The sequence below is a fragment of the Rhodanobacter sp. B2A1Ga4 genome, from assembly GCF_018101315.1.
GTDB lineage: Bacteria > Pseudomonadota > Gammaproteobacteria > Xanthomonadales > Rhodanobacteraceae > Rhodanobacter > Rhodanobacter thiooxydans_A.
This window is the reverse complement of record NZ_JADBJR010000001.1, coordinates 392,459-411,890: the sequence shown is the minus strand read 5'-3', so window position 1 is coordinate 411,890 and position 19,432 is coordinate 392,459. Positions and strand designations below refer to the sequence as shown.

17 protein-coding genes are annotated in these 19,432 nt (G+C 66.7%); 11 read left to right on the top strand and 6 right to left on the bottom strand.

From position 1 onward, the window contains the following. Positions 1 to 73: 73 nt before the first annotated feature. The 10 genes from IMW82_RS01915 (at position 74) to pilH (ending at position 11,123) form a co-directional block, all read left to right on the top strand. The gene (locus IMW82_RS01915) at positions 74 to 826 is read left to right on the top strand and encodes a sulfite exporter TauE/SafE family protein (protein ID WP_108471324.1); all 753 of its coding nucleotides are present in this window, start codon (positions 74 to 76) and stop codon (positions 824 to 826) included. A 34-nt stretch (positions 827 to 860) separates the two neighbouring features. Next, the gene (locus IMW82_RS01910) at positions 861 to 2,057 is read left to right on the top strand and encodes a cupin domain-containing protein (protein WP_108471325.1); all 1,197 of its coding nucleotides are present in this window, start codon (positions 861 to 863) and stop codon (positions 2,055 to 2,057) included. Next, entirely contained in the window at positions 2,054 to 3,004 is a 951-nt protein-coding gene (locus tag IMW82_RS01905) for a GNAT family N-acetyltransferase (protein WP_108471326.1), read from the top strand. The genes IMW82_RS01910 and IMW82_RS01905 overlap by 4 nt, the downstream gene beginning before the upstream one ends. 131 nt (positions 3,005 to 3,135) lie before the next feature. Further along, on the top strand, positions 3,136 to 3,315 hold the full coding sequence (locus IMW82_RS01900; RefSeq protein ID WP_159082176.1) for a hypothetical protein: 180 nt from the start codon (positions 3,136 to 3,138) through the stop codon (positions 3,313 to 3,315). After that, a complete protein-coding gene (locus IMW82_RS01895; protein ID WP_108471327.1) occupies positions 3,312 to 6,155 on the top strand; it encodes a 2-oxoglutarate dehydrogenase E1 component in 2,844 nt (947 codons plus the stop codon). The genes IMW82_RS01900 and IMW82_RS01895 overlap by 4 nt, the downstream gene beginning before the upstream one ends. 18 nt (positions 6,156 to 6,173) lie before the next feature. Continuing rightward, positions 6,174 to 7,376 (top strand): 2-oxoglutarate dehydrogenase complex dihydrolipoyllysine-residue succinyltransferase, encoded by a 1,203-nt coding sequence (odhB, locus tag IMW82_RS01890; RefSeq protein ID WP_108471328.1) that lies wholly within the window; start codon positions 6,174 to 6,176, stop codon positions 7,374 to 7,376. A gap of 142 nt (positions 7,377 to 7,518) precedes the next feature. Continuing rightward, entirely contained in the window at positions 7,519 to 8,943 is a 1,425-nt protein-coding gene (lpdA, locus tag IMW82_RS01885) for a dihydrolipoyl dehydrogenase (protein ID WP_108471329.1), read from the top strand. Between the two features lie 132 nt (positions 8,944 to 9,075). Next, positions 9,076 to 9,672 (top strand): TIGR00730 family Rossman fold protein, encoded by a 597-nt coding sequence (locus IMW82_RS01880; protein ID WP_108471330.1) that lies wholly within the window; start codon positions 9,076 to 9,078, stop codon positions 9,670 to 9,672. A 17-nt stretch (positions 9,673 to 9,689) separates the two neighbouring features. Then, on the top strand, positions 9,690 to 10,688 hold the full coding sequence (locus IMW82_RS01875; RefSeq protein WP_211003731.1) for an oxidoreductase: 999 nt from the start codon (positions 9,690 to 9,692) through the stop codon (positions 10,686 to 10,688). A 69-nt stretch (positions 10,689 to 10,757) separates the two neighbouring features. Next, positions 10,758 to 11,123, top strand: a complete 366-nt coding sequence (gene pilH, locus IMW82_RS01870) for a twitching motility response regulator PilH (protein ID WP_008435575.1) — start codon at positions 10,758 to 10,760, stop codon at positions 11,121 to 11,123. 76 nt (positions 11,124 to 11,199) lie between these two features. Here pilH and IMW82_RS01865 read toward each other — a convergent pair whose 3' ends face one another. Both IMW82_RS01865 and IMW82_RS01860 read right to left on the bottom strand, forming a co-directional pair. Further along, a complete protein-coding gene (locus IMW82_RS01865) occupies positions 11,200 to 12,096 on the bottom strand; it encodes a DnaJ C-terminal domain-containing protein (RefSeq protein ID WP_108471331.1) in 897 nt (298 codons plus the stop codon). 96 nt (positions 12,097 to 12,192) lie between these two features. Further along, the gene (locus IMW82_RS01860) at positions 12,193 to 12,651 is read right to left on the bottom strand and encodes an Hsp20/alpha crystallin family protein (protein ID WP_211003730.1); all 459 of its coding nucleotides are present in this window, start codon (positions 12,649 to 12,651) and stop codon (positions 12,193 to 12,195) included. 142 nt (positions 12,652 to 12,793) lie between these two features. On the opposite strand from IMW82_RS01860, the gene IMW82_RS01855 reads away from it, so the two are divergent. Continuing rightward, positions 12,794 to 13,276, top strand: a complete 483-nt coding sequence (locus IMW82_RS01855; RefSeq protein WP_211003729.1) for a peroxiredoxin — start codon at positions 12,794 to 12,796, stop codon at positions 13,274 to 13,276. A 73-nt stretch (positions 13,277 to 13,349) separates the two neighbouring features. Here IMW82_RS01855 and gyrA read toward each other — a convergent pair whose 3' ends face one another. The 4 genes from gyrA to IMW82_RS01835 form a co-directional block, all read right to left on the bottom strand. Beyond that, entirely contained in the window at positions 13,350 to 15,971 is a 2,622-nt protein-coding gene (gyrA, locus tag IMW82_RS01850) for a DNA gyrase subunit A (protein ID WP_211003728.1), read from the bottom strand. Positions 15,972 to 16,236: 265 nt separating this feature from the next. Beyond that, positions 16,237 to 17,256 (bottom strand): S-methyl-5-thioribose-1-phosphate isomerase, encoded by a 1,020-nt coding sequence (mtnA, locus tag IMW82_RS01845; protein WP_211003727.1) that lies wholly within the window; start codon positions 17,254 to 17,256, stop codon positions 16,237 to 16,239. 52 nt (positions 17,257 to 17,308) lie between these two features. Continuing rightward, positions 17,309 to 18,376, bottom strand: a complete 1,068-nt coding sequence (locus IMW82_RS01840) for a class III poly(R)-hydroxyalkanoic acid synthase subunit PhaC (RefSeq protein WP_211003726.1) — start codon at positions 18,374 to 18,376, stop codon at positions 17,309 to 17,311. 11 nt (positions 18,377 to 18,387) lie between these two features. Further along, positions 18,388 to 19,425 (bottom strand): poly(R)-hydroxyalkanoic acid synthase subunit PhaE, encoded by a 1,038-nt coding sequence (locus IMW82_RS01835; RefSeq protein ID WP_211003725.1) that lies wholly within the window; start codon positions 19,423 to 19,425, stop codon positions 18,388 to 18,390. Positions 19,426 to 19,432: the final 7 nt, after the last annotated feature.

Below are 19,432 nucleotides of genomic sequence, written 5' to 3'. Positions count from 1 at the left end.
GCCTTATTTCCGGGCGGCGGACCCGCTTCCGATACTTGCTACACTTCCGCATCGCGCACGGATGTCCCCGCCCATGCCTCCACTATCCGAATTTCTGACCTTCGCCGCCGTGGGCGTATTCGCCCAGCTGGTCGATGGTGCGCTGGGTATGGCTTACGGTGTCGTCTCGGCGGCGATGCTGCTGGGGCTGGGCCTGCCGCCGGCGGTGGCCAGCGCCAGCGTGCACTACGCGGAGACCTTCACCTGCGGTGCCTCCGGCCTCAGCCACCTGGCGGCCGGCAACGTGCGGCGGCAGCTGTTCTGGACGCTGGCCATTCCCGGCGCGATCGGTGCCGTGATCGGCGCCTACGTGGTCACTCATGCACCGGCAAACTGGATGCGACTGGCGCTCACCGTCTACATGCTGGGCATGGGTGTATTCCTGCTGCGACGGGCGATGCGGCGCGACCGTGGCCATGACGACGTGGTGCCGCGTGCCACCCGCCCGCTGGGACTGGTTGCCGGTTTCGCCGATGCCGTGGCCGGCGGCGGCTGGAGCGCGCTGACCGTGACCACCCTGGTTGCCCGTGGCGCCACGCCGCGCACGGTGATCGGTACCGTGCACCTGGCCAAGTGCGTGGTCAGCGCGGCCGCCAGCGTCAGTTTCCTGATGCATGTCGGCGCCACCAACGGCGTCGCCGTGCTCGGCCTGATCGCCGGCGGCATGCTTGCCGCCCCGTTTGGCGCCCTGCTGGCCCGGCGCATGCCGGCACGGGCCGCGACGCTGCTGGCCGCCACCGCGGTGCTGGCACTGGGTCTCAACAACGTGGTGAAGGCGCTGCACTGACATCACCCCCGCCGGTCGCCGCTACAATGCGCGCATGACCAAGCCAGCCTCCTTTCCGATCGAAGTCCGCGGCTCCGCGAAGCAGCCGCTGGGCATGCCGCCCGCCCGCTTCCTGCGCGACTACTGGCAGAAGCGTCCGCTGCTGGTCCGCCACGCCTTCCCCGACTTCCAGCCACCACTGCAGCCGGACGACCTGGCCGGCCTGGCCTGCGAACCGACTGCGCTGGCGCGGCTGATCGTGCACGACGAGAAGCGTGATCGCTGGCAGGTCAAATCGAGTCCGCTCGACGAGGCCGACTTCGCCAATACCCCCGACAGCGGCTGGACCCTGCTGGTGCAGGACGTCGACAAGTGGGACGCGGATGTAGCTCAGTTGCTGGAACACTTCCGCTTCCTGCCGAGCTGGCGCGTGGACGACGTGATGGTCTCCTACGCCGAGCCCGGCGGCGGCGTCGGCGCCCACATCGACCAGTACGACGTGTTCCTGATCCAGGGCCTGGGCCAGCGCCACTGGGCGATCAGCGACGACCCGCTGGCGCCGAAGGCGTTCCGCCCCGACGTGGAACTGAAGCAGCTGGTGCAGTTCGAACCGACCCACGAATGGCTGCTGGAACCGGGTGACATGCTGTACCTGCCGCCCGGCGTGCCGCACGACGGGGTGGCCTTCGGTGGCCCGTGCATGACCTTCTCCGTCGGCATGCGCGCACCGTCGCAGGCCGAGCTGACCGGCGACCTGGCCGACTTCATCGCCGAGCATCTGCCGGAAGAATTGCGCTACGCCGACCCGGACCTGAAGCCGGCCACCGCCACCGGCGAGATCGACCGCGCCGCGATCGAGCGTCTGAAGGACGCGCTGCCGTTCGCCGCCGCCCTGCGCGAGGATCTGCTGCGCGAATGGTTCGGTCGTTTTGTCACCCGCTACCGCAGTGCGCAAGTGCCGGTGCCGCCGGCCAGGCCGCTGACCGAGGCCATGCTGGCGAAACAGCTCGATGCCGGTGCGCAGTTGCTGCGCCACCCGTGGTCGCGGCTGGCGTGGAGCCGCGGCAAGTCCGGCTGCACGCTGTACGCCAGCGGCCAGCCGTACCCGGCCACGCCGGCGCTGGCGCAGCAGCTGTGCGAACAGCGCGCGTTCGAGGCCGGGCGCAAGCTCGATGCCAGCGAACGCGCCCTGCTGCTGGCGCTGGTCAACGACGGCCACCTGCAGCCGCACAAGCCACGCCGCCGCCGATGAAGCTGCAGGATTTCCACGTCGAGATTGCCGACTGGTCACGCGAGGACCAGCGTGCTGCCCTGCTCGACCTGCGCGAGGTGGTGTTCATCCTGGAACAGGGCGTGCCCGAGCAGCGCGAACGCGACGGGCTGGACACGGATTGCTGGCACGTGCTGGCCCGCGACGAGGCCGGCCGGCCGATCGGTTGCGGCCGGCTCACGCCGGCACACAAGATCGGCCGCATGGCCGTGCTGCAGGAGTGGCGCGGTCGCGGCGTGGGCGTGACGATGTTGCGCGAACTGGTCGTCCGCGCCCGCACGCAGGGCTGGCCGGACGTGGCGCTGGACGCCCAGGTCAGTGCGATCGGTTTCTACGAACGCGAGAATTTCGTGGCGTACGGCGAGGAGTTCGAGGACGCCGGCCTGGCGCACCGGGCGATGCGCCTGGACCTGTCCGCAGCGGCCGCCGATGCCGCGCCGCCGCGCGACGTCGCCACGCTGCCCGCCGGCACGCAAGGCGAGACAGCCGAAACTCGCCGGCAACTGCTGGCCGATGCGCGCCACCAGTTGTCGATCTACCTGCCGCTGCTGGGCAACGACAGCTACGCCAGTGCGGAAGAGCTGGCCGAACTGCGGCGCATCGCGATCTCCGGCCGCGGCGCGCAGATCCGCATCCTGCTGCACGACCCGGCCGCCGCCCTGCGCAACGACCATCGCCTGATTGCACTGGCCCAGCGCCTGCCCAGCGCGATCCGGATCCGCACGCCGATGGAGGAGGCCGACCGCGCCTACATCTCGGCTTACTTGCTCAACGACGCCGGCGGCTACCTGTTCCTGCCCGAGGCCGACCGCGCGCAAGGTCGCGCCGCGCGCCGCGACCGCGCCGCCCAGGCGCCGCTGCAGCAGCACTTCGACGAGGTGTGGGAACGTGCCGAACCGGCCAGCGAACTGCAGGCGCTGAGGCTTTAGCCCGGCACCGGCTGAACGGCGGCTGGCCCGGCGTTTCGTCCGGCAACGCTTCCGTGCGAGCACGGCAAATCGCATGGAAGCGCTGCCTGCGGCGAAAAGCGTGTTAGACCATCGTCGGACAGGCGGGCCAAATGGCCATTCCGGGCGGCCTGCGGGTTGCCGCGTCGCAGCAGCCAAAGGCTATAATCGTCGGGATTCTCCCCAGTCATCCGTACAAGCGGCCTGCCGGGCTTGAAAACCGGACGGAAGCCGCGACCTCAAAGGTCACGCGGATGGCCGCAAGCATCCCTTCCCTGCCGGTGGTGACGTGACTACAAACCTGATCCGCGAGTTCTTCGAATCCTCCCAACTCGCTGGCGGCAACGCCGATTACGTCGAATCGCTCTACGACGCCTGGCTGGCCGACGCTTCGTCGATACCGGCCGAATGGGCCAGTTACTTTGCAACCTTCAAGGGCCGCGAGTCGGGAGACGTCTCCCACGCCTCGGCCATCGCGCGCATCGAGGCGGCGCAGAAGCAGCGCCACAACGGCGCCACCGCCGCGCCGGTCAGCGACGAGCACGCACGCAAGCAGGCCGGCGTGTTGCGCCTGCTCACCGCCTACCGCTCGCGCGGCCACCTTGCCGCCGAGCTCGACCCACTCGGCTTGACCGAGAAGATGCCGGCGCCGGACCTCGGCCTCGCCTTCCACGGCCTTTCCGACGCCGATCTCGACACCGAATTCGACACCGGCAACTACGCCGGCGGCGGCCAGCGCCTGAAACTGCGCGAACTGCTGGCCCGCTTGCAGAAGACCTACGCCAGCACGATCGGCGCCGAGTTCATGCACATCAGCAACCACGAGCAACGCAACTGGATCTACAGCCGGCTCGAACAGGCGGCCGGCCAGAGCGGCCTGGACAAGGCGGGCAAGCAGCGCGTGCTGGACGGCCTCACCGCGGCCGAGGGGCTGGAGCGCTACCTGCACACGAAATACGTGGGCCAGAAGCGCTTCTCGCTGGAAGGCGGCGACAGCCTGATCCCGATGATCGACGACGTGGTGCGTGCCGCCGGCGACAATGGCATCAAGGAACTGGTGATCGGCATGGCCCACCGCGGCCGCCTCAACATGCTGGTCAACATCCTGGGCAAGCCGCCGAAGACGCTGTTCGACGAATTCGAGGGCAAGTTCGAGCACCCCGACGACCCGGCCCATTCCGGCGACGTGAAGTACCACATGGGCTTCTCCGCCGACGTCAAGACGCCCAAGGGCGGCGTGCACGTGGCGCTGGCGTTCAACCCGTCGCACCTGGAGATCGTCAACCCGGTGGTGACCGGCTCGGTGCACGCGCGCCAGACCCGCCGCCGCGACACCGCGCACACGCAGTCGATGGCCGTGCTGATCCACGGCGACGCCGCGCTGGCCGGCCAGGGCGTGAACATGGAGCTGTTCAACATGTCGCAGGCGCGCGGCTTCCGCATCGGCGGCAGCCTGCACATCGTGATCAACAATCAGGTCGGCTTCACCACCTCCAACCCGCAGGACGCGCGTTCCACCATGTACTGCACCGACCTGGCCAAGATGGTCAACGCGCCGGTGCTGCACGTGAACGGCGATGATCCCGAAGCTGTGATCCTGGTGACCCGGCTTGCCTATGAATTCCGCAAGACGTTCCGCAAGGACGTGGTGATCGACCTGGTCTGCTACCGCCGCCACGGCCACAACGAGGCCGACGAACCGGCCGCCACCCAGCCGGTGATGTACCAGATCATCCGCAAGCGCCCGACCGCGCGCGACCTGTACCAGCAGCAGCTGGTGAAGGAAGGCGTGCTGGCCGAGGGCGACGCGCAGAAACAGTTCGAGGCCTACCGCGACCGTCTGGAAGCCGGCGCGCCGATGACCGAGCTGGACAACGACGCGCCAACCCGCGACGGCCACGTCGACTGGGCCCGTTTCCTCGGCGGCAAGCTGTCCACGCCGACCGACACCACGGTGCCGAAGCAGCGGCTGCAGGAGCTCTCCAGCCAGATCCTCACCCTGCCGGCCGGCCTCACCCTGCAGGCCCGGGTGGCGAAGATCTACGACGACCGCCGCAAGATGGCCGCGGGCGAGCTGCCGGCCGACTGGGGCTTCGCCGAGAACCTGGCCTACGCCACCCTCGTCGACGCCGGCCACGACATGCGCCTGGTCGGCCAGGATTCCGGCCGCGGCACGTTCTTCCATCGCCATGCGGTACTGCACGACCAGAAGGACGGCCACACCTACATGCCGCTGGCCACGGTGCGCCCGGGCGCCGACGTCGAGGTGATCGACTCGCTGCTCAGCGAAGAGGCGGTGATGGCGTTCGAGTACGGCCACTCCACCACCGACCCGGACACGCTCAACATCTGGGAAGCCCAGTTCGGCGATTTCGCCAACGGCGCGCAGGTGGTGATCGACCAGTTCATCAGCTCCGGCGAGGCGAAGTGGAACCGCCTGTGCGGCCTGGTGCTGCTGCTGCCGCACGGCTATGAAGGCCAGGGCCCGGAGCACTCCTCCGCGCGCCTCGAGCGCTTCCTGCAGCTGTGCGCGATGGACAACATGCAGGTCTGCGTGCCGACCACGCCGGCGCAGGATTTCCACATGATCCGCCGGCAGATGCTGCGCGCCGCACGCAAGCCGCTGATCGTGATGACGCCGAAGTCGCTGCTGCGCCACAAGCTGGCGGTGTCCACGCTGGACGAGCTGGCCAACGGCAGCTTCCAGCTGGTGATCGGCGAGCACCGCCAGCTGGCCGCGAAGAAGGTCAAGCGCGTGGTGCTGTGCTCCGGCAAGGTCTACTACGACCTGCTGGAGGAAGCCGAGAAGCGTGCTCTGGCCGACGTCGCGATCGTGCGTGTCGAACAGTTGTATCCGTTCCCGCGTGTCGAAGTCGGCGCCGAACTGGACAAGTATCCTTCCGCCAAGGAAGTGATCTGGTGCCAGGAAGAGCCGATGAACCAGGGCGCCTGGTTCCAGATTCGCCACCACCTGCAGGCCTGCATCGGCAGCAAGCACAGTCTCTCGTACGCGGGACGCGCGCGCTCGCCGGCACCGGCTGCCGGTCACCACAACACCCACGTCGCCGAACAGGCAGCACTCGTCGAACAGGCGCTCGCCGCGCCGGTCGGCACTGACCACTCTGCAGAATAAAGACACCCAAGGATCGTTATGTCCATCGAACTCAAAGTCCCCGTCCTGCCCGAGTCCGTCTCCGACGCCACCATCGCCAGCTGGCACAAGCAGGCCGGCGACGCGGTGAAGCGCGACGAGAACCTGGTCGACCTCGAAACCGACAAGGTGGTGCTGGAAGTACCCTCGCCGGTCGACGGCGTGCTGAAGGAAATCCGCCACCAGGTCGGCGACACGGTGAACAGCGAGCAGATCATCGCGATCATCGAGGAAGGCGCCGTGGCCGCGGCTCCGGCTCCGGCTCCAGCTGCCGCCGCTCCGGCGTCCGCACCCGCGGCTGCAGCGCCCGCCCCCGCCGCGTCGAAGTCGGCCGCCGAGCTTTCTCCCGCCGCGCAGCGCGTCGCCACCGAAAACAAGGTCGACACCTCCGCCATCGCCGGTACCGGCCGCGACGGCCGCATCATCAAGGAAGACGTGGTCAACGCCGGCTCGCGTCCTGCCGCGGCTCCCGCCGCGCCGGCGGCGAAGCCGACCCCGGGTTCGCGTCCGGAAGAGCGCGTGCCGATGACCCGCATGCGCGCGCGCATCGCCGAGCGCCTGATGCAGTCGAAGAACTCGATCGCCATGCTCACCTCGTTCAACGAAGTGAACCTGGCCGAAGTGGTGAAGATGCGCAAAGCCCTTGGCGACGCGTTCCAGAAGGAACACGGCGTCAAGCTCGGCTTCATGAGCTTCTTCGTCAAGGCCGCTGCCGAGGCGCTGAAGCGCTACCCGTTCGTCAACGCCTCGGTCGACGGCAACGACGTGATCTATCACGGCTACCAGGACATCTCGATCGCCGTGTCCACCGACAAGGGCCTGGTCACGCCGGTGCTGCGCGACGTGCAGGACATGAGCTTCGCCGACGTCGAGAAGGGCATCGCCGACTACGCCACCAAGGCGCGCGCCAACAAGCTATCGCTGGACGACCTGCAGGGCGGCACGTTCACCATCACCAATGGCGGCACCTTCGGCTCGCTGCTGTCCACCCCGATCGTCAACCCGCCGCAGAGCGCGATCCTGGGCATGCACACGATCAAGGAACGCGCCATCGTCGAGAACGGCCAGATCATCGCCGCGCCGATGATGTACATCGCGATCAGCTACGACCACCGCATCATCGACGGCAAGGACGCGGTGCTGTTCCTGGTCGACATCAAGAACCAGCTGGAGAATCCGCAGCGCATGCTGTTGGGGCTGTAACCGCTTGAACCCCTCTCCCGCCGGGAGAGGGGTTGGGGTGAGGGTTCGGTGATACCGCAACATCTCGCTCCGCCCGTACCCTCATCCGGCGCTTCGCGCCACCTTCTCCCGGCGGGAGAAGGAAAGAGCAAAGAGGAAAACCATGAGCGACAAATACGATGTCATCATCATCGGTGCCGGCCCGGCCGGCTACGTGGCCGCGATCCGCGCCGCGCAGCTGGGCCTGAAGACGGCCTGCGTCGACGCGTTCACCGGCAAGGACGGCAAGCCGGCACTGGGCGGCACCTGCCTCAACGTGGGCTGCATCCCGTCCAAGGCGCTGCTGGATTCCTCGCGCCAGTTCTGGAACATCGCGCATAACCTGCCGGTGCACGGCATCAGCGTGGGCGACGCCAAGGTCGACATGGGCACGTTCATCGGCCGCAAGGACAAGATCGTCAAGCAGTTCACCGGCGGCATCGCCCAGCTGTTCAAGGCGAACAAGGTCACGCCGTTCTTCGGTACCGGCAAGCTGTTGAAGGGCAACTCGGTAGAGATCACCGCCACAGACGGCAGCAAGCAGACGATCAGCGCCACCAACGTGATCCTGGCCTCCGGCTCCATTCCGATCGAACTGCCGTTCGCCAAGTTCGACGGCAAGGCAATCGTCGACAACGCCGGCGCGCTGGACTTCACCGAGGTGCCGAAGCGCCTGGGCGTGATCGGCGCCGGCGTGATCGGCCTGGAACTGGGCAGCGTGTGGAAGCGCCTGGGTTCCGAAGTCACCATCATCGAGGCGCTGCCGGAATTCCTCGCTGTCGCCGACGCCGATGTGGCCAAGGTCGCCGCCAAGGAATTCGCCAAGCAGGGTCTGAACATCAAGCTCAACGCCAAGCTCAACAAGGCTGAGGTGAAGAAGGACGGCGTGCACCTCACCTATACCGACAAGGACGGCGAGCAGCAGCTCGTGGTCGACAAGTTGCTGGTCGCCGTGGGCCGCCGTGCCTACACCACCGGTCTGCTGGCCGACGACACCGGCGTGAAGCTGGACGAGCGCGGCCGCATCGTGGTCGACGAGCACAACCACACCGGCGTCGATGGCGTGTGGGCGATCGGCGACGCCGTGCGCGGCCCGATGCTGGCGCACAAGGGCTCCGAGGAAGGCGTGGCGGTGGCCGAGTGGATCGCCGGCAAGGCTGGCCACGTCAACTTCGACACGATTCCGTGGGTGATCTACACCGAACCGGAAATCGCCTGGGCCGGCAAGACCGAAAAGGAACTGAAGGACACCGGCATCCCGTACAGGGTCGGCAGCTTCCCGTTTGCCGCGATCGGCCGCGCCGTGGCGATGAACGAGGCCATCGGCCAGGTGAAGATGCTCGCCCACGCCGAGACCGATCGCATCCTCGGCGTGCACATGGTGGGCCCGGGCGTGTCCGAGCTGATCGCCGAGTGCGTGGTGGCGATGGAGTTCAAGGGCTCGTCCGAGGACCTGGCCCGCATCGTCCACGCCCACCCGACGCTGTCGGAAGCCGTGCACGAGGCCGCGCTGTCGGTTGACAAGCGCTCCATCCACAAGGGCAACTGATCGCCCGGTGCTCAGCCAACATGGCCCGCTCCTGGCGACATGGGCGGGCCACGTCGTTTTCGGCAAAACCGAAAAGCGACAAATTGACACGGTGCTCTCCTGTTTTTTTGCCCTGACCAAACCGACATCGCCATGCCCCAACCCACCGCCATCTGCGTCTACTGCGGCTCCAACAGCGGCCGGCATCCCGAGTACGCCGAACAGGCCCGCGCCTTCGGTACCGAAATGGCCCGGCGTGGCATCGCCCTGGTTTACGGCGGCGGCAATGTCGGCTTGATGGGCGTGGTGGCCGACGCCGTGCTCGCCGGCGGCGGCAAGGTGGTCGGGGTCATCCCGCGCCAGCTGGTGGAACTCGAGGTGGCCCACCCGGGCCTCACTGAACTGGTGGTGGTCGAGACCATGCACCAGCGCAAGACGCGCATGTACGAGTTGTCCGATGCCTTCGTCGCCCTGCCCGGTGGCTTCGGCACCATGGACGAGATGTTCGAGATGCTGACCTGGGCGCAACTGGGCCTGCATCGCTATCCCTGCGCCTTCCTCGACGTGCGCGGCTATTACCGCGATCTGCGCACGCTGATGGAGCACATGGTCGACGAGTCCTTCGTGAAGGCGGCGCAGCGCGACAGCATCTGGTTCGGCGACGACATCGCCGCGCTGTTCGGCTGGATGCAGGGCTATGAAGGCAGCTACACGCCCAAATGGATTTCCTCCCGCAGCGTCGACGCCTGAACTCGCAGGAGATCAAAATGCCCCGTTTCCGTGCTTTCCGCATCCACAACGACGACGCCGGCTACCGTACCGGTATCGAGACCATGGACACCGAGGCGCTGTCGCCGGGCGAAGTGCTGGTCAAGGCTGCGTATTCTTCGGTCAACTACAAGGACGCACTGGCCGGCACCGGCAAGGGCCGGATCCTGCGCACCTACCCGCTCAACGGCGGCATCGACGTGGCCGGCCATGTGGTCGCCTCGACCGATCCCGCCTTTCGGGAAGGCGACGCGGTGCTGTGCACCGGCAGCGGCCTGTCCGAGACGCGCGACGGCGGCTATGGCGAGTACGCCCGGCTCGACGCGCGCTGGACCATCCCGCTGCCGGCAGGCCTGAGCCTGCGCGAAAGCATGATCATCGGCACCGCCGGTTTCACCGCGGCACTCGCGCTGCTGCGCATGCAGGACAACCGGCAGACGCCTGCGCTGGGTCCGGTCGCGGTGACCGGCGCCAGCGGTGGCGTCGGCATGCTGGCGATCGACATCTTCAGTCGCGCCGGCTACGAAGTGCACGCGATCAGCGGCAAGGCCGATCACTTCGATTTCCTGCGCGGCCTCGGCGCCAGTGAATGCATCGACCGCCACCAGCTCGCCTTCAGCGGCAAGCCGATGGACTCGGCCCGATTCGGCGGCGCGCTGGACAACGTCGGCGGCAGCATGCTCAGCGGCCTGCTGCCGCTGATCAATCCGTACGGCAACGTGGCGATCTGCGGCAACGCCGGCGGCATCGCCTTCGACAGCACGGTGATGCCGTTCATCATCCGCGGCGCCAGCCTGCTCGGGATCGCTTCGGCCGGCACCGCGCGCGACCTGCGCGAGAGCATCTGGCAACACCTCGCCAGTGACTGGAAACCGCAACACCTGGAGCGCATCGCCACCCGCGAGGTGGGCCTCGATGAACTGCCCGGCGTGTTTGCGCGCATGCTCGCTGGTGACTCGTTCGGACGCACCCTGGTGCGCATCGAAAGCACGGTTTGACGAAACCGCGCTTGGAAGTAGCATCACCACGGCTTAGAATCAACGAAACTCGCAGGGGACTATCACCTTATGGCACGCATCCTGATCGTCGACGACTCCCCGTCACAACTGCTTGGCATCAAGCGGATCGTCGAAAAACTCGGGCATGAAACCCTTTCGGCCGAAGACGGCGCCGCGGGTGTGGAAGTGGCCAAGGCGGAAAAGCCCGACCTGATCCTGATGGACGTGGTCATGCCCAACCTCAACGGTTTCCAGGCTACCCGCACGATCAGCAAGAACGCCGAGACCGCGCACATCCCGATCATCCTGGTGACCACCAAGGACCAGGAGACAGACCGGGTCTGGGGCATGCGCCAGGGCGCCAAGGCCTACGTGACCAAGCCGATCAAGGAAGAGGAACTGCTCAAGGCGCTGCAGGAGTTCCTGCCGGGTTGATCTGATTCCCGTCTGTACTGGTTCACGAAAAAACGGCGCCCGCAGGCGCCGTTTTTGTTTGAGCGGGCCACATGACTCAGCGGCGCGGATCGAAATCCCCGAACTCCTTACGCAACGCTTCATAGGCAGCCCGCTGTTCGTCGTTTTCCGCCGCCGGTGCACGAATCGACAACTCCACCAGCTGATCGCCCGGATGCGCACCGGGCATGCCGCGCCCCTTCAGGCGCAGCTTGCGTCCCGACTGCGAGCCGGCCGGAATCCGCAGGTCCACCGTCCCGGCCAGCGTCGGCACCGGCACGGTGGCGCCCAGCGCCGCTTCCCACGGCGCGATCGGCAGCACGTGCACCACGTTGCGGCCATCCAGGCGGAAGCGCGCGTCGTCGCGGATGCCCACTTCCAGCAGCAGGTCACCGTTCGGCCCGCCGGCCATGCCACCCTGACCCTGGCCGGACAGGCGGATCACCTGGCCCGGCTGGATCCCGGCCGGGATCTTCACTTCCAGCACACGCTCGCCGCCGGCCGGGTCATGCATCGCCAGCCGCGTGCGGCCGCCGTCGAACGCGGTCTGCAGATCAATCTGCACCGAGGCCTGCACGTCGCGACCGCGACGCGGCCGCGGCTGGCCACGATGGCCCTGCGCTGCCCCACGGCCGAACAGGCTCTCGAAGAAATCGCTGAAGTCGCCATCGTCGCCACCGCCAAAGCCCTGCTGCCCCTGCCAGCCCGGTGGCGGGCGGAACTGCTCGCCTTCGCGGTAGCCGCCGGCACGCAACTGGTCGTATGAACGCCGCTTCTCGGCGTCCTTGAGCACTTCGTTGGCCTCGTTGACCGCCTTGAATTTCTCCTCGGCGCCGGCTTCCTTGTTCTTGTCCGGATGGTACTTGCGCGCCAGCTTGCGATACGCCGCCTTGATCTCGGCCTCGCTCGCCTCGGGCTTCACACCCAGGATCTCGTAATAATCTTTGAATTCCACACACCGCTCCCGCCGATTCAATTTCTTCCACACGCGACGACCTGCCGCGGATCATTGTCCGCGGCAGGTCGCCCGCGCAAGACTCGCGGAAATGTTTCAGTTGCCGGTATTGATGGTGATGCGGCGCGGCGTGGTCTCCGCCTTCTTCGGAATGACGATTTCCAGAACGCCATCCTTGCCATGCGCGGTGATGCCATCGGCATCGGCGCTGTCGGGCAGTGCGAAGCGGCGATAGAACAGGCCATGCGAACGCTCCAGCCGGGTGAACTTGCCGTTCTGCTCGCGATTCTCCACGGTGCGTTCACCCTTGATGGTGAGGATGCCCTTCTCCATGCTCACCTCGATCTTCCCCGGGTCCACGCCAGGAATGTCCGCGTAGATCACGAAACGCCGGTCCTCTTCCTTGATGTCCACGCGCGGCGCCCACTGGCTGGTCACCACGTTGGACTGGTCCGCCTCGGCCGGGTTGCCAAGCAGGCGATCGAACGCCTCGCGGATGTCACCGATGTTGGCCGGGTTGGCCGGATTCCAGGGGAAATTGTGACTCAGATTCATGCTCGTATCTCCTCGTCAGTGGGGGTTTGCGGCTCAACGCCGCCTGTCCGGGAAGTGGGTTTTCATGGCTCCCGATTCAAGGCGACAAGCTTCCTCCCGCAGCGTTAGCATGGCGGCATTATCTACCCGGGAAGTCGTCACCATGACCATTCAAATCGGCCAGTCGCTGCCGGATGTCGAGCTGTCGGCGGTCAGCGAGGAGATCCGCCCCTGCCGGACCGGCGAACTGTTTGCCGGAAGCCGCGTGGTGCTGTTCGCCGTCCCCGGCGCCTTCACGCCAACGTGTTCCAGCCGGCATCTTCCGGGCTACGTGCAACGCTACGCCGACTTCCACGAAGCCGGGGTGAAGGTGATGTGCCTGGCGGTCAACGATGCCTACGTGATGCAGGCCTGGGCCCGCACCCAGCAGGTTCCCCCGGGCCTGCTGATGCTGGCCGACGGCAACGCCAGCTTCACCCGCGCGCTGGGGCTGGAACTGGACGGCACGGCTTTCGGCATGGGCCTGCGTGCGCGGCGTTTTGCGCTGTACGCGGAAGACGGCGTGGTGCGCCTGCTGCAGGTGGAGGCCCCCGGCGAGCTGCGCGTTTCCAGCGCCGAGGCAATGCTGGCAGCCATCGCCCGCTGAGGCAGCCCGGGCCGGGGCCGGCAACGAAAACCCCGGCATCGCCGGGGTTTTCCGATTCAGGCGTGTGTCGAGCTCATTCGTCGCTGCCTGCCCCTGCCGGCTCCACATCACTGGAACCGCCGCCATCAGCGGGCGCATGGGCATTGACGACCTCGGCATCCTCGCCGTTGTCCTCTTCGGCCTCCAGCCGCATCACGCTGACCAGGGTTTCGTCGGCAGGCAGGCGGATCAGGGTGACGCCCTGGGTGTTGCGGCCGAGCTGCGAGACTTCCGCCACGCGCGTGCGCACCAGGGTGCCCTGGTCGGAGATCAGCATCAGCTCATGCGCTTCGGTGACCTGCACCGCGCCGACCAGCGCACCATTGCGCTCGGAGCACTGGATGCCGATCACGCCCTGCGTACCACGACCCTTCTTGGTGAACTCGGCCAGCTGGGTGCGCTTGCCGTAGCCACGTTCCGTCGCAGTGAGGATGTCGCCCTCCGCTGCCACGATCAGCGACACCACGTGGGCGCCTTCGGCCAGTCGCATGCCGCGCACGCCGGTGGCGGTGCGGCCCATCGAGCGCACGGTGTTCTCGTCGAAGCGGTTGACCTTGCCATTGGAGGCGAACAGCAGGATGTCGCTGTTGCCGTCGGTCAGTTCCACGTTGACCAGCGCGTCGCCGTCGCTGAGCTTGATGGCTAGTTTGCCCTTCTGCAGCTGGAACGCGAACTCGGTCAGCGGGGTCTTCTTGACCGTGCCGTGCTTCGTCGCGAAGAACACGAAGCGATCGTCGGTGTATTCGCGTACCGGCAACACCGCCTGCACCTTCTCGCCCTCGCCCAGCGGCAGCAGGTTGATGATTGGCTTGCCGCGCGCGCCGGGACCCGCTTCCGGCATCTGGTAGACCTTGAGCCAGTAGACGCGGCCGGTGCTGGTGAAGGTCAGCAGGGTATCGTGCGTGTTGACCACCCACAGCTGCTCGACGACATCCTCGTCCTTCAGCGCCGACGCCGAACGCCCCTTGCCGCCGCGCTTCTGCGCGCGGTACGTGCTGGCCGGCTGGCGCTTGATGTAGCCCGTATGCGACAGCGTGACCACGACGTCTTCCGGCGCGATCAGGTCGAGTACGTTGAGGTCTTCCTGCGAATGCTGGATCTCGGTGCGGCGGGCATCGCCGAACTCGGCCTTGATCGCCTCCAGTTCCTCGCGGATCACCTGCAGCAGGCGTTCGGGATTCTCCAGGATCTCGATCAGGCCACGGATGGTCTCCAGGATCTGCCGGTATTCGTCGGAAAGCTTTTCCTGCTCCAGCCCGGTCAGGCGATGCAGGCGCATCGCCAGGATTTCCAGCGCCTGCGCCTCGGACAGCTGGTAGCCGTCGGCCTTCAGCCCGTCGCGCGGGTCCATGTCCTCCGGCCGCGATGCGTCGGCACCGGTGGCGGACAGCAAGGCCCGCACCAGGCCAGCCTCCCAGCGCCGCGAAACCATGCGCTCGCGCGCCTCGGCCGGCGATGCCGAGGTCTTGATCAGCTCGATCATCTCGTCGATGTTGGCCAGCGCGACAGTCAGGCCTTCGAGGATGTGCGCACGGGCGCGAGCCTTGCGCAGTTCGAAAATGGTGCGACGGGTGACCACCTCGCGGCGGTGGCGGATGAACGCCTCGAGGATGTCCTTGAGATTGAGCAGCTTCGGCTGGCCGTCCAGCAGGGCCACCATGTTGATGCCGAAGGTGACCTGCAGCTGGGTCTGCTGGAACAGGTTGTTCAGCACCACGTCGCCCATCGCGTCCTTGCGGATCTCGATGACGACGCGCATGCCGTCCTTGTCGGATTCGTCGCGCAGCTCGCTGATGCCCTCGAGCTTCTTTTCCTTGACCAGCTCGGCGATCTTCTCGATCAGCCGCGCCTTGTTCACCTGGTACGGCAGCTCGTGGACGATGATCGTCTCGCGGCCGTTCGGCTCGGTCTCGATCTCGGCCTTGGCGCGCACCAGGATGCGGCCGCGACCGGTGCGGTACGCCTCGATGATGCCGGACGAGCCGTTGATGATGCCGTAGGTCGGAAAATCCGGGCCCGGGATGTAGTGCATCAGCTCGTCGATCGACAGCGCGGGCTCGTCGATCAGCGCGATCGTCGCCGCGATCACCTCGTTGAGGTTGTGCGGCGGGATGTTGGTGGCCATGCCCACGGCGATGCCGGCCGAACCGTTCACCAGCAGGTTCGGCACGCGCGTGGGCAGCACCAGCGGCTCGTGCTCGCTCTCGTCGTAGTTCGGGCCGAAGTCGACGGTTTCCTTGTCGATGTCGGCCAGCAGCTCGTGGCTGAGCCGCGACATGCGCACCTCGGTGTAACGCATCGCGGCGGCGCTGTCGCCGTCGACCGAGCCGAAGTTGCCCTGGCCGTCGACCAGCATGTAGCGCAGCGAGAACGGCTGCGCCAGGCGCACGATCGCGTCATACACCGACTGGTCGCCGTGCGGATGGTACTTACCGATCACGTCACCGACCACGCGGGCCGACTTCTTGTATGGCTTGTTGTATACGTTGCCCAGTTCGTTCATCGCGAACAGCACTCGGCGATGCACGGGTTTCAGACCGTCGCGGACATCCGGAAGTGCGCGGCCCACGATCACGCTCATGGCGTAGTCGAGGTAGCTCTGGCGCATCTCGTCTTCGATGTTGACGCGAATCACTTCTTTGGCGAGCTCTGCCATCAATCGGCTTCCCTGATAACGAAAAAAGGACGCTGGCGCCGCGCCTCAAGCGCATGCGCAAGCGACCCGAAATCAACCCCGAAAGTGTATCACGAATGGCACCAAAAAGACAGGATTTAATCTTTATCAATCAATGACTTGCGGCGGCATATCAAAGCGCCCGGAAAGCTTCGCGTAGACTGTCGCGAAACTGACCGATATGGCGAGCGCCGATTGGCCGGGCGAGACGCCACCAGGCGCAAACCGCAGGCCCGATGCGATGGCTTCAGCGCCCGAACATAGCCTGCATCGCCAAGCTGTTCGGCCGCTCGATCACGCCATGCTCGGTGACGATCGCATCGATCAATTCCGCCGGCGCCACGTCGAACACCGGGTTCCACGCCTGCGCCCCTTCGACCACGGTGCGGTGGCCGGCGGTGCTGAGCAACTCGGCCGGATCGCGCAGCTCGATCTCGATTTCCTCGCCACTGCCGGTGGCCATGTCGACGGTGGAGGACGGCGCCACCACCATGAACTTCACGCCGTGGTACTTCGCCGCGATCGCCAGCTGATAGGTGCCGATCTTGTTCGCGGTGTCGCCGTTTGCGGCGATGCGGTCGGCGCCGACGATCACCCACTGCACGGCACCGGACTTCATCAGATGCGCGGCGGCGGAGTCGGCGATCAGCTGCGCCGGGATGCCGTCGCGCACCAGCTCCCACATGGTCAATCGGGCACCCTGCTGCCACGGTCGGGTCTCGCCGGCGTACACCCGTGCGATGCGCTTCGCCGCCACGCCGGCGCGGATCACGCCCAGCGCCGTGCCGTAACCGGCGGTGGCCAGCGAGCCGGTATTGCAGTGGGTCAGCACGCCCGAGCCGGGGGCGATCAACGCGGCGCCCAGTTCACCCATGCGGCGGTTCGCGGCCAGGTCCTCGTTCTGGATCGCCTGCGCTTCACGCAGCAGCGCGTCGGGGTCGGCGCCGGCCGCGATGTGTTTCTTCATCCGGTCCAGCGCCCACATCAGGTTCACCGCGGTCGGCCGCGCTGCACGCAACGTCGCCAGCACCGGTTCCAGCGATGCACCCTGCTGCGCGGCCATCGCCACGCCCCACGCGGCGGCAATGCCGATCGCCGGTGCGCCACGCACGGCCAGGTCACGGATCGCCTGGGTCACCTGGGCGGCGTCGCGACAGTCGATCCAGCATTCCTCGCCAGGCAGCAGGCGCTGGTCGAGCAGGCGCAGATGATCGCCCTGCCACTGCACGGCGCGAATGGAATCGTGGGTATCAGCGGATGCGCTCATCCGTCCATTATCGCCTGCCGCGCGCATATTTCACACGGCAGGCGAGGACAGCTCAGTCGCGCTGGTGCAACCACTGGTGGATCGCCGGCGGCACCTCGCGCTGCGCGCGACCGGACACATAGATGCCGATGTGGCCGCCCCTGAACGCGAGCTGGGTGTAGTCGGTGCTGCCAACGTGCTTGCCCAGCGCACGCGACGCATCGGGCGGCACCAGGTGGTCCTGCTCGGCGAAGATGTTCAGCACTGGCTGGGTGATCATGCCCAGGTCCACGCTTTGGCCGCCGATTTCCAGCGTGCCCTTGACCAGCTTGTTGCCCTGGTAGAAATCCTTGATGAACTGGCGGAATGCCTCGCCGGCCTGGTCGGGCGAATCGAAGATCCAGCGCTCCATGCGCAGGAAGTTCTCCAGCTCGGCGGGGTCGTCGAGGATGTCGACCATGCCGATGTACTTCTGCTGGTTCAGCCGCAGCGGCTTCAGCGTGAGGTAGACGTAGTTCATCAGCCCGGCGGGGATGTTGCCCATGGTGTCGACGAACAGGTCCACGTCCATGCTGCGGCACCAGTGCGACAGCATATTGTCCGGCGTGTGGAAATCCACCGGGGTGACCATGGTGATCAGGTTCTTTACCTTGTCCGGATGCAGCGCGGTGTAGCACAGCGAGAACGCACCGCCCTGGCAGATGCCGAGCAGGTTGATCGCGTCCAGCCCATGCCGCTCGCGCACCGCATCCACGCAGCGGTCGAGGTAGCCGTTGATGTAGTCGTCCAGGGTCAGCCAGCGGTCCGCGCCGTCGGGATAGCCCCAGTCGATCAGGTAGACATCCTCGCCCTGCTCCAGCAGGTTGCGCACCATCGAGCGATCGGCCTGCAGGTCGGTCATCCACACCGTGTTGACCAGCGCGTAGACGATCAGCAATGGCGTCTTCGCAGTGGCCTTGCCGTGGCCGGTGAAGTGCCACACTTTCAGCTTGTCCTCGCTGTAGACCAGTTCGCGCGGGGTGTTGGCGTATTCCGGCTCGCGCATGTTGCGCAGATTCGCCATGCCGGCAGCGAGCTTGCGCTGGAAGGTGGCGATGTCGGCCAGCGCCCTGGCCGGGTCGATGCGCAATGGCGTTTGCATGGCTGGTCTCCTTACTTGCGCTTGCGTGGGCTGGAGCTGGACTTGGATACGACGGGCTTGCGCACCGCTTTCGCCGCCGCCGTCTTCTTTGCGACAACCGAAGGCTTGGCCGGGACAGCCTTCTTCGCCACCACCTGGCCATTGGCCACTTGCCGTTTCAGCGCAGCCAGCTCGCGGCGCAGCGCCATGATCTCGTCGGCATGATCGGCGGATGCGCCGGCCCGGCTGGCGCGGAACTCACGGCGCAACGCCTGCAGCCGTTCGCCGAGGCTCGACACCTCGCTGCGCGTCGGCACGCCCAGCTGCTGGCAAAGCTGCTCGGTCTGCTGCTGCTGCAGCTGGCGCACGCGCATCTGCGTGTTGACCATCTCGCCGTAGACCTCGCGGAACTCGTCGGACAGCGCGATCTCGGCATAGGCTTCCTCCGAGGCGTCCACCCACAGGTCGTACAGCCCCTTCAGCGACTCGATCTGGCGGCCCGGCTCGGCATGCCGGGCCAGTTTGTCCTGCAGGCGCTGCATGCCTTGCGTGTTGGCGCGCTGGATCAGCTCCTGATAGCGCGCGGTCGCCTGCATCGACTCCAGCAACGCGGTGGCCAGCGCCTGCTGCTGCATCTGCTGCTCGCGGTTCAGGCCGAATGCCGGCGTCGGCCCGTGCGCGCCCGGCAGGTCGCCGAAACCGCCGGGCCGGGCTGCCTGCATCCACGATTGCCATTGTCGCGCGAAGCCTTCCGCACCGGCGCTGTCGATCCCGCCAAACGCCTGCGCAAACGGCTGGCTGGCGCCGCCGAACATCTGCTGCAGTTGCTGGCGCCAGTCCGTGGTCGGCTGCTGGGCTGTGCCACCGCTGGCAGCCGCCTGCATCCAGTCGAAATAGCCCTTCAATCCGGCCAGCGTGCGTTCCAGCGTGTCGTTGCCCGCAACCGACGCCGGCGGTGGCGCGAACGGATTCGCCACGGGTGGCTGTTGGAACTGACGCGTCCAGGCATCCCACGACTGCTGCGCCAGCGCCTGGTAATCCCTGATGAAATCATTTGCCGGATCGGCCATCGGTGCA